The sequence below is a fragment of the Limnohabitans sp. 2KL-1 genome (genome assembly GCF_003063435.1).
GTDB lineage: Bacteria > Pseudomonadota > Gammaproteobacteria > Burkholderiales > Burkholderiaceae_C > Limnohabitans_A.
Genome location: NZ_NESL01000006.1, coordinates 140,828 through 155,622 on the forward strand (window position 1 = coordinate 140,828; position 14,795 = coordinate 155,622).

The following is a 14,795-nucleotide window of genomic DNA, read 5'->3' on the forward strand; positions in this document are numbered from 1 at the left end:
CTGTACCGAGCGGGTCAAGCGGGCGTGTGGGGCAAGCGGTAAGCCCGGGCTTCCCAGGAGGCCAGGGTGTCGGGGGCCATGGGCCATTCTTCAAAGGGGAGGTTGCCGATCAGGGGGATGGCTGCGCGCAGATCGGGCAGTTCTGTCAGCGGCAGGCGCTGGAACTGGCCGCTGAAGTTGCACAACACCACCACGCTGTGTTGTTCGTCCGAGCGCAGGTAGGCAAACACATGGGGGTGTGCGGGCAGCAGCAGCGTGTAGCGGCCATGCACCAACACGGGCCATTGCTTGCGCAGGGCCAGCAGTTGGCGATAGTGGTGAAACACCGAGTCGGGCTGGTCCAGCGCCGCTTCGGCGTTGATGTGGTCGTGGTTTTTGTTCACCGCCAGCCAAGGCGTGCCGGTGGTGAAGCCGCCATGGGCCTGTGCGGTCCACTGCATCGGGGTGCGGGCGTTGTCGCGGCCTTTGGCGTGGATGCTGCGCAGCACCTTGTCGGGGGACTGGCCTTTTTCCTGGGTGGCCACCCGGTACATGTTGCGGGTTTCGATGTCTTGGTAGTGCGCGATGTCGGGCCAGGCCACATTGGTCATACCGAGCTCTTCCCCCTGGTAGATGTAGGGCGTGCCCTGCATCAGATGCAGGCAGGTGGCCAGCATCTTGGCCGAGCGTTCGCGGTATTGAGGACCGTCATCGCCCAAACGCGAGACGATGCGCGGCTGATCGTGGTTGTTCCAGTACAGGCTGTTCCAGCCCCGGCCATGCAGGCCGTTTTGCCAGCGGCTCAGGCTGGCTTTCAGGTCGGGCAGGTGCAGGGCCTTGAGCGCCCATTTGCCTTTGCCCGGTTGGCTGTCCAGGTCCATGTGTTCAAACTGGAACACCATGTTCAAGGCCCCGGTGCCGGGGTGGGTGATTTCGGCGGCTTCTTCCACGGTGGCACACGGTGATTCGCCCACGGTGATGCTGTCGTAATGGTCCAGCACTTCGCGGCGCATCTCGCGCATGAATTCGACAAAGCGCGGGCCGTGTTTGACCATCTCGAAGGCGGGTTGCAAAAAGCCTCGCTGCACCACCGGGGCGTCGGGCAGGCTGCCATCCGCACGCCAAGGCTTGGAGATCAGGTTGATCACGTCCATGCGAAAACCGCGCACGCCTTTTTTGAACCAAAAGTGCATCAGGTCATAGACCTCGGCGCGCACCTTGGGGTTTTCCCAGTTCAGGTCGGGCTGCTTGGGCGAAAACATGTGCAGGTAATACTCGCCGGTGGCCTCGTTCAAGCTCCAGGCCGGGCCGCTGAAAGCCGACTCCCAGTTGGTGGGCTCACGACCATCCACGGGTTCTTGCCAGATGTAGTAATCGTGGTAAGGGTTGTCACGCGAAGACCGTGCCTGGCGAAACCATGCGTGCTCGTCCGAGGTGTGGTTGACCACCAGGTCCATCATGAGCGCCATGCCGCGTTCGGTCATGCCTGCCAGCATGGCGTCAAAGTCGGCCATAGAGCCGAACTCACCCATGATGGCGCGGTAGTCGCTGATGTCGTAGCCGTTGTCGTCGTTGGGCGACTGGTAAACCGGCGAGAGCCAGACCACGTCCACGCCCAGCGTTTTCAGGTGGCCCAGCTTGCCCGTGATGCCCGGGATGTCGCCGATGCCATCACCATTGCTGTCGCAAAAGCTGCGGGGGTAAATTTGGTAGACGGTGCTGCTTTTCCACCAGGCTTGATCGGATGAATTCATGACGGACAAAGACGCAAGGACAAAAGTGGTGGCTTATTCAGGCAGTTCCACGGTGCGGTGGCAGGCGATGCCCTGGCTGTCAAACAAGTGCATCTGATCGGGCTGCAGGCGCAGCGTCAGGGCCGAACCAGCGGCCAGTGCGGCGCTGCCTTCGACTTTGACGGTGGCGATCGGCTGGCCCGGAATCTGCACGTACAAAAGCGATGAATCGCCCAGGCGTTCGATGTGCTGCAAGCTGGCGGCCACGGCTGTGCCTGCGCCCACGCTCGCACCTTCTTGGTCCAGCGGGATGTGCTCGGGGCGAATGCCCACTTGCACGGCTTCACCGGCCTTCAAGTGGCGGGCGTCCACAGCCACAGTGAGCGTTTGGCCGCCCACGTTCACTGTGGCGTGCGCGGCTTCGGCGCTTTGCAAAGTGCCTTGGAGCAGGTTCATCTTGGGCGAGCCGATGAACTCGGCCACAAACAGGCTGGCCGGGCGGTGGTACAGGTTCATGGGCGAGCCCACCTGCGCCACGCTGCCACGCTCCTGGATGAGGGCACCGGTGTGCAGCAGCACGATCTTGTTGGCCAAGGTCATGGCCTCGACCTGGTCGTGCGTCACATAGATCATGCTGGCCGAGCCCATGTCTTTGTGCAGCTTGGCGATCTCCAGCCGGGTCTGCACGCGCAGGGCGGCGTCCAGGTTGGACAGCGGTTCGTCAAACAAAAACACCTTGGGTTGCTTGACGATGGCGCGGCCAATCGCCACGCGCTGGCGCTGGCCACCCGACAAGGCTTTGGGCAGGCGGTCCAGCAACGGGGTCAGCTGCAAAATCTCAGCCGCTTCCTTCACCTTGCTGTCGATCTCGGCCTTGTTGGCCCCCAGCACGCGCAGGCCAAAGGCCATGTTTTCGCCCACGGTCATGTGCGGGTAGAGCGCATAGCTTTGGAACACCATGGCCACGCCGCGCTGGGCGGGGGGCAGGTCATTCACGCGCTGGCCGCCGATCAGCAGCTCGCCCGAGCTGATGTCTTCCAGGCCCGCCACCATGCGCAGCAAGGTGGATTTGCCGCAGCCCGAGGGGCCGACAAACACACAAAACTCGCCATGCTCGATGGTCAGGTTGGCGTTGTGGATGGTCATCGGCAAATGGGGCGCGTAGCGCTTGCAGATGTTCTTGAATTCGATGCGGGACATGGGGTGTTCTCCAGCGCGGTGTGTGGTGGGTGGGCCGGTTCAGGCCAAGTGCAGGATCAGGCCGCCAAACGGCTCGAAGGCCAGTGCGTTGTCCGCGATGCTGCCGCCCGTGAGGCCCGGCAGGGCCAGCACTTGAGCGGGCTGCATGTCGGTGGGCAGGGTCAGCGTGGCCGTCTGGTCGCTGAAGTTGAAAGCACACAGCACGCGTTGGCCCTCGTGCTCGCGCACAAAGGCCATCACCTGCGGGTGCACCGGCAGCAGGGTTTGCTCGCCGTGGATGAGTGCGGGTTGCGTGCGACGCCATTGCAGCAGCTGGCGATAAAAGTTCAGGTGCGAAGCCACGTCTCGCTCTTGCACATCGGCCGCCAGCGGGCGGTAGGCCTCGGTGTAGGGCAGCCAGGCTTTGGTTGTGCCGTCGCCAAAGCCGATGTCGGCCGCTTGGCTGGCCCAGGGCATGGGCGTGCGGCAGCCGTCCCGGCCTTTGTATTCGGGCCACATGGCGATGCCCGGTGGGTCTTGCAGGTCTTCAAAGGCGATGTCGGCTTCGGGCAGGCCCAACTCGTCGCCCTGGTACAGGCAAGGCGAGCCGCGCAGGCACATCTGGAAAGCGGCCGCCAGGCGCAGCTTTTGCAGGTTGCGCTCGGGGCCACCCCAGCGCGAGCCGACCCGCTCCACATCGTGGTTGGCCAGGGCCCAAGACGGCCAGCCGCCTTGGCTCTTGTCGGCAAACTTCTGCATCAGGCCGTGCAAATAGGGGGCGCTTGAATCCTTGCCCAGCAAGTCAAAGCTGTAGGCCATGTGCAGCTTGTCGCCATCGCTGGTGTAGGCGGCCATGGTGGCAATGCTGTCGTCGGTGCCGATCTCGCCCACCATGGTGGTGTTCGGGTACTGGTCCACCAGGGCGCGCAGTTTCTTGAAAAATTCAAGGTTCTCTGGGCGCTCTTTGTCATACACATGCCACTGCCAGCCGTAGGGGTTGACGTCGGACACGGTGTTGTCGCCTTCCTTGGCTCCGCCCCGGCCGGGGTTGTTGCGCAGTTCCTTGTCGTGAAAGTAAAACGGTGCGGTATCCAACCGGTAGCCGTCCACACCCAGCTCCAGCCAGAACTTGACGGTGCCCAAAATGGCCTCGACCACTTCCGGGTTGTGGAAGTTCAGGTCAGGTTGGCTGGCCAAAAAGTTGTGCAGGTAGTACTGCTTGCGGCGGGTGTCCCATTGCCACGAGCTGCCACCGAACACGCTCAGCCAGTTGTTGGGCGGGTTGCCGTCGTCCTTGGCATCGGCCCAGACATACCAGTCGGCTTTGGCATTGGTTTTGGAGGCGCGGCTTTCGACAAACCAGGGGTGCTGGTCCGAGGTGTGCGAGAGCACCTGGTCGATCATGACCTTCAGTCCCTTGGCGTGTGCGGACTCCACCAGGGTGCGGAAATCGTCCAGCGTGCCAAACAGCGGATCGACATCGCAGTAGTCGCTCACGTCGTAGCCAAAGTCCTTCATCGGGCTCTTGAAAAAAGGCGACAGCCAGATCGCGTCCACGCCCAGGCTGGCCACGTAGCCGAGTTTGGCGGTGATGCCCGGCAGGTCGCCCACGCCGTCGCTGTTGCTGTCGGCAAAAGAGCGGGGGTAGATTTGGTAAATGACGCCGCCGCGCCACCAGTTGTTGTTCGGTGCTTTGCTCATGGTGTTTGCAATGAAAAAAAGTTCAGCCTTTGACCGCGCCAGCCGTCAGGCCCGACACGATGCGTTTTTGGAAGACAAAGACCAGCAGCAGCAGCGGCACGGTGACGATCACCGAGCCGGCCATGATGGTGCCCCAGGGGATTTCAAACGCGGTGGCCCCCGCGATCAGCGAGATGGCCACCGGCACGGTGCGCTCGGTGTCGTTGACCACAAAGGTCAGCGCGAACATGAATTCGTTCCAGGCACCGATGAAGGCCAGCAGCCCGGTGGACACCAGCGCGGGCCACAGCAAAGGCATGAACACTTGGAAGATGATGCGGATCGGTCCGCACCCGTCCATGATGGCCGCCTCTTCGAGTTCGCCCGGCAGCTCGCGCATGAAGGTGGTCAAAATCCACACGGTGAAGGGCAGGGTGAAGATGGTGTAGGGCAGCACCAGGCCGAGCGCTCGGTTGTACAGGCCCAGCGACTGGATCAGCTCGAACATGCCCGAAAGCACCGCCACCTGCGGGAACATCGACACGCCCAGGATGCACACCAGCAGCAAGCCTTTGCCCTTGAAGCGGATGCGGCCCAGCGCATAGGCAGCGGTCACGCCCATCAGCATGGCAAAGCCCACGGTGAGAACCGCCACGGCAATCGAGTTGAGCAGGCTTTTGCCGAAAGGCTGCACCCCTTCAAATAAGGCCAGATAGTTGCGCAGGTCGGCGTTGCTCGGGATCAGCTGCGAGTTGAACAGCGCCGTGCCGGTTTTGAGCGAGGTCGAGATGGCGTAGATGAATGGGTAGACCGACAAGACCACGACGATGGCGGAGATCAGGTACAGCAGCGCTGTGGCCAGTTTGGAGCGGTGGTTCATCGGGCGTCCTCGGCAAGTTTCACGCGGGCCAGTCGCAAGAAGACAACGGCCGTCAGCATGATGATCAGAAACAGCGAGGTGGAGGCGGCCGAGCCGTAGCCCATGTTGCCGTACTCCACCATTTCGCGGCGCACAAAGCCCGACATGCTGATGGTGGTGCTGCCGTTGGCGGTCAGCACATAAATCAGGTCAAACACCCGCAGCGAGTCGAGCAGCCGAAACACGATGGCCACCAGGAGAGGCTGGCGGATCAGGGGCAGCGTGATCTTCCAGAACACGCGCAGCGGGTGCACGCCGTCCACACGGGCCGCTTCGTAGCAGTCCTTGGGCACAGTTTGCAGCGCAGCCAGAATCAACAGGGCCATGAAGGGCGTGGTCTTCCAGACATCGACCATGACCACCGTCCACAGCGCATAGCTGGGCTCGGCTGTCCAGGCGATCTTGTGGGCGATCAGACCGGCATTCACCAGCATGTTGTTGATCACGCCAAACTGGTCGTTGAGCATCCAGCCCCACATCTTGGCCGACACGATGGTCGGGATGGCCCAGGGCACCAGCACGGCGGTGCGCACAAAGGCCCGGCCCTTGAAGTCCTGGTTGAGCAGCAGAGCCAGGCCCAGACCGGTCAGGGTTTCCAGGATGACGGAGACCACGGCGAAGCTGAAGGTGTTGCGGATCGACACACCCCAGTCGCCGGCCCAAAAGCCTTCTTCGTCGTTGGGGTTGAAGAACAGGCCGTATTCACCGAAGTAGTTTTCCAAGCCGACAAACTGGCCTGCGGCGATGTCGTTGATGTTGGTGTCGGTGAAGCTGAACCAAATGGAGCGGGTCAGCGGCCACACCGCCACGATCAGCATGAGCACGATCATGGGGGTGAGGAAGAGCCACGCGGTGCGGATTCTGGAGTTCATGGGCATTTACCAGTGTTTGCGGCGGATTTGCTTGAGGCGGGATTCGAGCTTCTTGACGGCTTCTTCGCCCGTGGCGCGTTTGGACATGACCTCGTGCGCTGCGTTGTAAAAACTCTGGCTGACCTGCGGGTATTTCAGGCCGGTGGCGGTGGTGGGGCGGGCCACGCTGTTGGCAAAGACCTCCGACAGGCTCGACATGAAGTCGTTGGCGCTCACGATGTCCTTGTCCTGGTAGAGCGCGGGCAGCGTGGGGTTGAACGAGCCGCCAATTGCCCGCGCTTTTTGCACCTGGGCGCTGGTCATGTACATCACCAGATCGGCGGCAATCGCCGCGTTTTTGCTGTATTTGGACACCCCCAGGTGCCAGCCGCCCAGCGTGGCGGCGCTGGGCTGACCGGGCAGTTTGGCGATGCCCACTTTGCCTTTGACCAAGCTGTCATCTTTTTGCAGCAAGGCCCAGGCGTAAGGCCAGTTGCGCATGAACAAGGCGTTGGCGTTTTGGAACACGCCGCGCGCCTCTTCTTCTTCGTAGTTGAGCACGCCCACCGGCGCGATGGTGCCGATCCAGGACGCGGCCATGTTGAGGGCCTTGGCGGCTTGTGCGTTGTTCACGGTGATTTGCCCTTGGGCATCGACCACGGTGCCGCCGCCGCTGCCGCTGACCCATTCGAGCGCATTGCAGCTCAGGCCCTCGTAAGCCTTGCCCTGGAACACATAGCCATGGAAATCCTTGTCGCCTTTGGCGCGCTCACCGGCCTGCACTTTTTGCGCGATGGCCGTGAGTTCTTCCCAGCTGGTGGGCACTGGCAGCTTGTATTGGGTCAGCAGGTCTTTGCGGTAATACAGCAGGCCGGCGTCGGTGTACCACGGCATGGCCAGCAGGCGTCCGCCCACGGTGTTGTTGGCCACGATGGCCGGAAAGTGCTGGTTTTCCAGCCCTTTGCTGAACGGCTTGAGGTCCTGCAAATGGTCTTTCAAAACCCCGGGCCAGGCGGTGTCGACCTGCAGCACATCGATGTCGCCGGATTGGGCGGCAAACAGCTGGCGGTACAGCGCCAGCTTTTCGGTTGGGCTGCTGGGCGGTGAAAAGTTCTTGATGCTGTGGCCGGTTTTGGCGGCCCATGCATTGGCGTGCTTGAGGCAGAACTCCACATCGCTGCCGCTGGGTCCGCAGGTGATGGTGATTTCCACCGCCTGGGCGCTGTGGCCCAAGCCCATGGCCAGCAACAGGCTGGCCAGTGTTTTGGAGAGTGTTTTTTTCATGGATCTCATGGGTGGGTCTTGGCTGCACCTGCGACGCTGGCGCTGGGCAAAACCCAGGCCATGGCGGTGCGGGCAGGCACTTCAAACTGTCCTGTGGCCGGGTCAAAGCGGGCCGCCACGGCCGGACGTCGGTCGGCGGCCTGCGCATGCAGGTGCACCGGGTGCAGGCTCAGGGCCTGTCCGCGCTGCGCGCTGTCGGCCACGGTGTGGGCGCGGGTGTCCACATTGATCAGCAGCACCATGGCGTCAAAGTTGGCACCCTGGAGCACATGGCCATTGAGCGCTTTGCCGTCCAGGTGGACGGCAATCACCGCCGGGTTTTGCGTCGGGCCAACGTTGAAAAAGCGCAGCCGCTGTTCGATGTCTTGCGCTGTGGGCAAGCGCAGCAGCGTGCTGCTGGCGCGGATCTTGAGCAGGTCGCGGACAGCGTCCCGCGCAAAAGCGATGTCGGCCGGGGTGGGCTGCAGGGCCGGGTCGGCCAGCAGCTCGCGCATCAGGGGCCAGAGGTGGCCGTTGTCCTGGGCGGGCGGCAGGCCGGTGCCGAAATGGTTGTGCTGGTAAGTCCAGTCGAGGCGGTTGAACCAGTCGCCCGAGTCGTAGCTGTTGCCGTCGAGCGACTTGGAGCGCAGGATGTCCTGCCCTGCATGGAAGTAAGCCACACCCTGACTGAAGGCCACCAGGGCCGAGCCGAGCACCTGCACGCGGGCGCGCTCTGCGGCGCTGGTGCTTCGGGGCAGCTTGAACGCCAGGCTGTCCCAGAGCGTCATGTTGTCGTGGTTTTCCACATAGTTGACCACTTCGGAGGGCGCTTGCGTGTAGCCGGTGGGCTGGTCGCCGTAGGGGATGTCCTGCAGGGTGCGGCGCTCGCCGGTGAAGGTGGTCATGGCATAGCTGCGCAGCGAACCGGCCAGACTGGCGCGCACCTGGTCGGCGACTTTCATCAGCGCTTGTGGCGTTTGTTCGGGTCTGGCCTGGGTGTTGGGGTTCAGCACCAGACCACTGATGTAACCCTGGTCGGCCTGAATGCGTTCGGGTGTGTCGCTGGCACTGCCGCCGCGCACCGCGTCGCGCAGCCGGTCGTTGAAGGTGCCAATGCCTGTGCCGTTCAGTGAGAGTTGCGAGGCTTGCACAAAGCGGACTCCGTGGGCCACTTCGCCAAAGTTCCAGCCTTCGCCGATGAAGTCGATGCGCCTGCCTAGGGCGCTGTGGAGCCGCTTTTGCATGCGCACCATGGCCGAACGTGGCTGATGCCCCATCAGGTCAAAGCGGAAGGAGTCGATTTTGTAGTGGCGCGCCCACAGCAGCACCGAGTCGGACATGAGCTTGTCCATCATGATGTGCTCGGTGGCGGTGTTGTCGCAGCAGGTGGAGCGCTCGACCACGCCTTGCGCGTTCAGGCGCTGGTAATAGCCCGGCACGATGCGGTCAAGCACCGACTGCGCATGCTGGCCCGAGGCCGAGGTGTGGTTGTAGACCATGTCCATGCCCACCCGCAGACCGGCACGGTGCAGGGCCAGCACCATCTGGCGAAACTCGACCACGCGTCGGCGGCCATCGTGGGCGGTGGTGGCGTAGCTGCCCTCGGGCGCATTGAAGTGCAGCGGGTCATAGCCCCAGTTGAAGCAGTCTTGAGCGGCCACGGCTTTGACGGCGGCTTGCTGGCTGTCGCTGGCCGCATGGCCCGATAGGTGTGGCGTGATGTGTGGCGTGACGCAGCCGGTTTCGGGCACGCTGGCCAGATCAAACACCGGCAGCAAATGCACATCGGTCATGCCCGCACGGGCCAGCGCCTTGAGGTGTTGCATGCCGCGTGACTGGCCATGCGTGAAGGCCATGTATTTGCCCTGGTGTGCGGGGGGCACGCTGTCGTCGCTGATGGAGAAATCCCGCACATGCAATTCATAGACCGCCATGTCGGTGGGCTGGCTCACGGTGGCGGGGGGGGCATCGTTGGCCCATCCAGCAGGTTGCAGGGCGGGGTCGTTCAGGTCGAGCAGCTGGCTGCGCTTTGAGTTGGCATTCAGGCTGACGGCATACGGGTCGGTCACCCGGTTGCGCACCCGGCCCACGCCCGGCACATGCACGGTGACGGCGTATTGGTAATAAGCCCCTGTGGCGCTGGCGGGCAGGGTGCCTGACCAGACGCCGCTGGCGGCGTCACGCTGCAAAGTCTGCAGGCTGCTGGCCAGTGCGTCCGGTCCGGGGTAGGTGCACAGCTGCACCTGTTCGGCGGTGGGCGCCCACAGACTCAGCTGCGTGCGAGGCCCCTGCATGCGCGGGCCCAGCACCTTGCGTGCGGCAGTGGGTGCAAACAGGGCGTCCAGTGCACCGGGCAACTGCACGCGGGTCGAAGCGACCACCTTGCCCTGTGCGTTTTCTTGCACCAGCACCATTTGCCGGGTGTGCAGCTCACGCAGGGCGGCCGGGTTCATGGGCGGCAGTTGCAGCACCACCCCGGCCCCGGCAAACCCGAAGCGCCGGGTCAGATGCGGGGGCAAGGCCTCGGTCCGCGTGTTCAGGCTCAGGCGTTCTTCAACGCCCACCGCGGCCTGGCCGACAGGCGCTTGCAGCAGGCCCGCACGCGACACCAGCAGGCTGAAGCGGTGGCCCGAAGTGGTGTCGGCCATGCCCGGCCAGATCAGTTGATGGCCATCGAGCCAAAGGGCTTGCGCCGTGGTGCTCCAGGGGTTGGCTTTCAGCACGGTGGCCTGTTGCGGGTTGTCGCAGACCGCCGCGGTGGCTGCGCGGTCTTTCTCAGCAACCCCGCCCATTTGTGCATGCACGGCCTGAGACACCAGCAGCGCGCACAGAGCCGCCCACACCGCCTTAGGGCGGCCTGTGACCATGATCGACAAACAAGAAGGCATGTGAAAAATGAGGTGGTACCCGGAATGGCTTGAATTATCGTAATAAAACTACAAAAATGGACAAAACAGAACGCTTAACTAGGGTAATTACTTAGACTTTGACCTGCGTAAGTGGTGAAAATCTGTAGCTTTCCTACATTTCACGGTCATTCCACCGTGGCGCATCGGGCGCTGCGCGGACGCCGATGCCATCCATGCCCTGTCTGTCTCGTTTGTTCTGTGGGTCCAAAGTCCTTGTGGCTTGCGTGTTGGCGGCTGCTTTGTCGGCCCCATTGGCCGGGGCACAAGTCCCTGTTGACCTCAGCCCCGTGCCCGCGCAGTTGCGCCCCAGTGCCTTGTCCGAGGGCTGGCAGCACGGCGCGTTCATGGAGATTTTTGTGCGCAGCTGGCGCGACGGCGACGGCGACGGCGTGGGCGATTTGCGCGGCCTGACCCAGTCGCTGGACGATCTGCAAAAGCTGGGTGTGCGGGGCCTCTGGCTGATGCCCATCACCCGCAGCGCCGACGGTGACCACGGCTATGCCACCACCGACTACCGCGACATTGAACCGGCCTACGGCACGCTGGCCGACTTTGACGAACTGATCCGGCAGGCCCATGCCCGGGGCATCGGCGTGATCATGGACTATGTGGTCAACCACAGCGCAGACACCCATCCGCTGTTCGTGCAAAGCGCGCGCGACCCGGCAGGGCCTTACCGCACGTGGTTTGAGTGGCGGCAGACGCACCCCGAAGGCTGGGACATCTGGGGCCGCGATCCGTGGGTCAGCACCGGTCAGGGCAGTTATCTGGCCACCTTTGGTGCGCCCATGCCCGACTTCAATTTGCGCCACCCGCCCGTGGTGGCCTACCACCAGGACAGTCTGCGTTTTTGGCTCAACCGGGGGCTGGACGGCATGCGGCTCGATGCCGTGCCGCACCTGATCGAAAACAGCGCCCAAGACTGGAACGACCAGCCCGAAAGTCGCCAGCTCACGGGTGATCTGACGCGCCTGATCAAGTCCTATCCGGGCCGCTATGTGGTGTGCGAAGCCACCGCCCAGCCGCGTGCGTATGCCAACACCGAAGTCTGCGGTGGCTCGTTTGCCTTTGGTCTGGAGAGCCAAATCGTGCCGGCCGCGAAAGGTGACGAAAAAGCCATCCGGGAGGTGGCGCAGTATTTCGTGTCGGCACCCCACACGCTGGCCACGTTTGTCTCCAACCATGACCGGTTTGCCGGACAGCGGCTGTGGGACCAGGTGGACGGCAACGAAGCGCAGTACAAGCTGGCCGCTGCCACCTATTTGCTGTTGCCGGGCACGCCCTTCATTTATTACGGTGAAGACATCGGCATGGCCGGGGCGCAGGGCCTGACGGAGGACCCCAAACTCCGGGGGCCGCTGAGCTGGGCACCCGATGCCCGAACCGGCGGGTTCACCACCGGCCAGCCTTACCGGGCATTGGCCACCAATGTGGCCACGCACTCAGTGCAGGGCCAGCAGCGTGACCCGCAATCGATCTGGTCGTTCTACCGCGACATGCTGGCGCTGCGCAACAGCCGCGTGTCGATCGCCCGGGGCAGCTACGAGTTTGCCCAGACGCAGGGGCAGGCCATGGCCTACCAGCGGCGCTTCGGCAAGGAGCACAGCCTGGTGGTCATCCATTACGGACAGCAGCCCGCGACCCTGACGATCGAGGGGCTGGCCCCCGATGCCAGGTTGCGACCGCTGTACCCTGCGGGCGCTGCACGCCGCCTGTCATCGCGTCAGCTCACCGTGCCCGCCCAGTCGGTGCAGGTGTTTGCTTTGGAGGAATGATGGTCTGGATTTTTCGAGTGAGCCTGACGGCCTTGGGGGCTCTGATGGCCGGTGCCTTGGGGTCCAGCGCCATGGCCCAAGGGGTTGCGCCGACCAACTTGGCGCAGGGCACCAACGTGACGTGCACGGCCGCACCGGCGGACATGTTGCCCATTTACCTGCGCGGCAGCATGAACGGCTGGACAGCTCAGGACGATTTCGAGTTCGTGTGGGACTGCAACGCCTGGTACCTGAATGTGAACCTGCAAGGCGAGCACGAGTTCAAACTGGCCGATGCGCAATGGCGTGTTGGCCACAGCTGGTCCACGGCCCAGCCTGCTGCAGGCCCGGATGCCTTGCTCATGGCCCCCGACAAGCCGGGTGTGGCCGGGGCCAAATTCCGCTTTTCAGGGGCGCATACCTTGCGGCTGAGCCGGCAAGAGGGTCATGTGCTGTTGCAGGTGCAGGCCCCGCATTTTGTCGATCCGCGTCAGCAGCCGGTCACCGATCCGGTGGCGCTCAGCCTGCGCCACGATTCGCGTGATCTGGCGTACCGCAGCCCGTTCGGTGCGGTGCCGCAAAACCAGACGGTGCGCTGGGCACTCAGGGCCTTGCCGGGCGTGGAAAAAGCCACACTGGTGCTCGATGTGCGCCGCCTGGAAGGCAATCAGGAAGTGCTGGACTACCGCCACCTCACGCGCATCGAGATGCAGCGCACACATGGCGCTGCGCATCAAGGTGCGCATCAAGGTGCAGGGGCGGGCACGCACGAACTGTTCAAGGCGAGCTACCGCTTCAAGGACAAGGCGATTCATGGTTATTGGTTCGAGGTGGTGATTGGTGGCGTGAAGTACGTCTACCAAAACAACGCCGAGCCGATCCACTGGACGCAGGAAAAAGGCAGTGGCGGTGTGGGGCAGGTGAGCCTGCCCATCGCGCAAGAGCGGCGGGTGCGGCGCTTTCGCATCACGGTGTACGACCCCGCGTTCAAGGTGCCCGCCTGGGCGCAGGATGCGGTGTATTACTTCATCTTTCCTGAGCGCTTTCGCAACGGCAACCTGGCCAACGACCCGAAAGTGGGTGAGCGCCAGTACCAGAACCACGGCATTGAAGTGCATGGCCGTTGGGGCGAAGCGCCTTTCAAGCCGGGCACGGGCGATGGCTCGGACGCGCATTACAACAACGACTTTTTTGGCGGCGATCTGCAAGGCATCATCGACAAGCTCGATGACATCCGTGACCTGGGTGCGAATGCGATCTACATGACGCCGGTGTTCAAGGCCGCCAGCAACCACAAGTACGACACGGCCGACTACCACCAGATTGACCCGGCCTTTGGCACGAATGCCGACTTCATACGCCTGACCCGCGAAGCCGCCAAGCGGGGCATCCGCATCATCCCCGATGCCTCGCTCAACCATGTGGGGGCCGATTCGCGCTACTTCGACCGCTTTGGCCACTACAGCGCGCAGGGCCTGGGGGCATTTGCCAACGGCCGCATCCAGGCCGACTCGCCCTATGCCAGCTGGTTCACTTTCGATGCCGCGCAGACCGAACCCGACCGGCAGTTCAAGGGCTGGGTGGGTGTGAGCGATCTGCCCGAGTTGAACAAGGCATCGCCCAGCTGGCGACGGTTTGCGTATGGCGACCGTGATTCGGTCACCCGCACCTGGCTGCGCAGGGGCGCTGCAGGCTGGCGCATGGATGTGGCCCCCTGGGTGCCCGATGACTTCTGGCGCGAATGGCGTCTGGCGGTCAAGCAGACCCGGCCCGACGCAATCACCATCGCCGAGACCTGGTTCGATGCGTCCAAATACTTGTTGGGCGACACCTTCGATTCGACCATGAACTACGTGCTGCGCAATGCCGTGCTGGACTTCGCCAACGGCAGCGATGCGCGCAAGCTGGTGGCCAACGTCGAGCACCTGCGCGAGGCCTATCCCCGGCAGGCCTTTCATGCGCTGATGAATTTGTTGTCAAGCCACGACCAGGCGCGTGCCCTGCATGTGCTGGGCGGCCCGTTCGGGGCTGCGCCCGACGTCATGCAACAGGCCAAACAAAAACTGCGACTGGCCACGCTGGTGCAAATGACACTGCCCGGCTCGCCCACGGTGTACTACGGCGATGAGGTGGGCCTCAGCGGTGGCGATGACCCCTACAACCGCATGCCTTACCCCTGGGCCGACCAGGGCGGGCAGCCCGACCTAGCCTTGCGCAGTGACTTCAAGGCTTTGCTGCAACTGCGGCACCAGCAAGCCGTGCTGCGCCGGGGCACTTTGCAAGCCCCGCTGGTGAGCACGCCGCATCTGGTGGTGTTGGCGCGGCAACACGGATCGCAAACGGCCCTAATGGCCTACAACAACAGCGAGCAGCCCCAGACCGTGACGGTCGATCTGCCTGCGGCCCTGCGCGGCAAGCGCGGGGAGTTGTGGTGGGGCTCCGGTGTTGTTGAACGGCAGGGCCAGCGCATGACCTTGACCGTCCCCCCCATGGGGGGCTGGGTCTGGGGCACGCGATGATGCAATCCG

At 63.4% G+C, this 14,795-nt stretch carries 9 protein-coding genes; 2 read left to right on the forward strand and 7 right to left on the reverse strand.

The genetic code is table 11. The features are described 5' to 3' along the window. Nucleotides 1-14 precede the first annotated feature (14 nt). The 7 genes from B9Z47_RS13440 to pulA are packed head-to-tail and all read right to left on the reverse strand — an operon-like array spanning nt 15 to nt 10,492. Nucleotides 15-1,733, reverse strand: coding sequence for an alpha-glucosidase (locus tag B9Z47_RS13440; protein WP_108331743.1), 1,719 nt, complete (start codon nt 1,731-1,733; stop codon nt 15-17). 33 nt (nt 1,734-1,766) lie between these two features. Continuing rightward, nucleotides 1,767-2,912, reverse strand: a complete 1,146-nt coding sequence (locus B9Z47_RS13445) for an ABC transporter ATP-binding protein (RefSeq protein ID WP_108331744.1) — start codon at nt 2,910-2,912, stop codon at nt 1,767-1,769. A gap of 39 nt (nt 2,913-2,951) precedes the next feature. Beyond that, nucleotides 2,952-4,592: an alpha-glucosidase family protein gene (locus B9Z47_RS13450; RefSeq protein ID WP_108331745.1), complete on the reverse strand. Its 1,641-nt coding sequence runs from the start codon at nt 4,590-4,592 to the stop codon at nt 2,952-2,954. A gap of 22 nt (nt 4,593-4,614) precedes the next feature. Further along, the gene (locus B9Z47_RS13455) at nt 4,615-5,451 is read right to left on the reverse strand and encodes a carbohydrate ABC transporter permease (protein ID WP_108331746.1); all 837 of its coding nucleotides are present in this window, start codon (nt 5,449-5,451) and stop codon (nt 4,615-4,617) included. Next, nucleotides 5,448-6,362: a carbohydrate ABC transporter permease gene (locus B9Z47_RS13460; protein WP_108331776.1), complete on the reverse strand. Its 915-nt coding sequence runs from the start codon at nt 6,360-6,362 to the stop codon at nt 5,448-5,450. Before B9Z47_RS13460 ends, B9Z47_RS13455 begins: the two co-directional genes overlap by 4 nt. A 6-nt stretch (nt 6,363-6,368) precedes the next feature. Further along, entirely contained in the window at nt 6,369-7,625 is a 1,257-nt protein-coding gene (locus B9Z47_RS13465) for an ABC transporter substrate-binding protein (RefSeq protein ID WP_108331747.1), read from the reverse strand. A gap of 5 nt (nt 7,626-7,630) precedes the next feature. After that, complete coding sequence (pulA, locus tag B9Z47_RS13470; protein ID WP_233253798.1) at nt 7,631-10,492, reverse strand: pullulanase-type alpha-1,6-glucosidase; 2,862 nt, start codon at nt 10,490-10,492, stop codon at nt 7,631-7,633. A gap of 194 nt (nt 10,493-10,686) precedes the next feature. Between pulA and B9Z47_RS13475 the strand changes: the two genes are divergently transcribed. Beyond that, nucleotides 10,687-12,288 (forward strand): alpha-amylase family glycosyl hydrolase, encoded by a 1,602-nt coding sequence (locus B9Z47_RS13475; RefSeq protein WP_158271689.1) that lies wholly within the window; start codon nt 10,687-10,689, stop codon nt 12,286-12,288. Beyond that, nucleotides 12,288-14,786 (forward strand): alpha-amylase family glycosyl hydrolase, encoded by a 2,499-nt coding sequence (locus B9Z47_RS13480; protein WP_158271690.1) that lies wholly within the window; start codon nt 12,288-12,290, stop codon nt 14,784-14,786. The genes B9Z47_RS13475 and B9Z47_RS13480 overlap by 1 nt, the downstream gene beginning before the upstream one ends. The last annotated feature ends 9 nt before the right edge of the window (nt 14,787-14,795 follow it).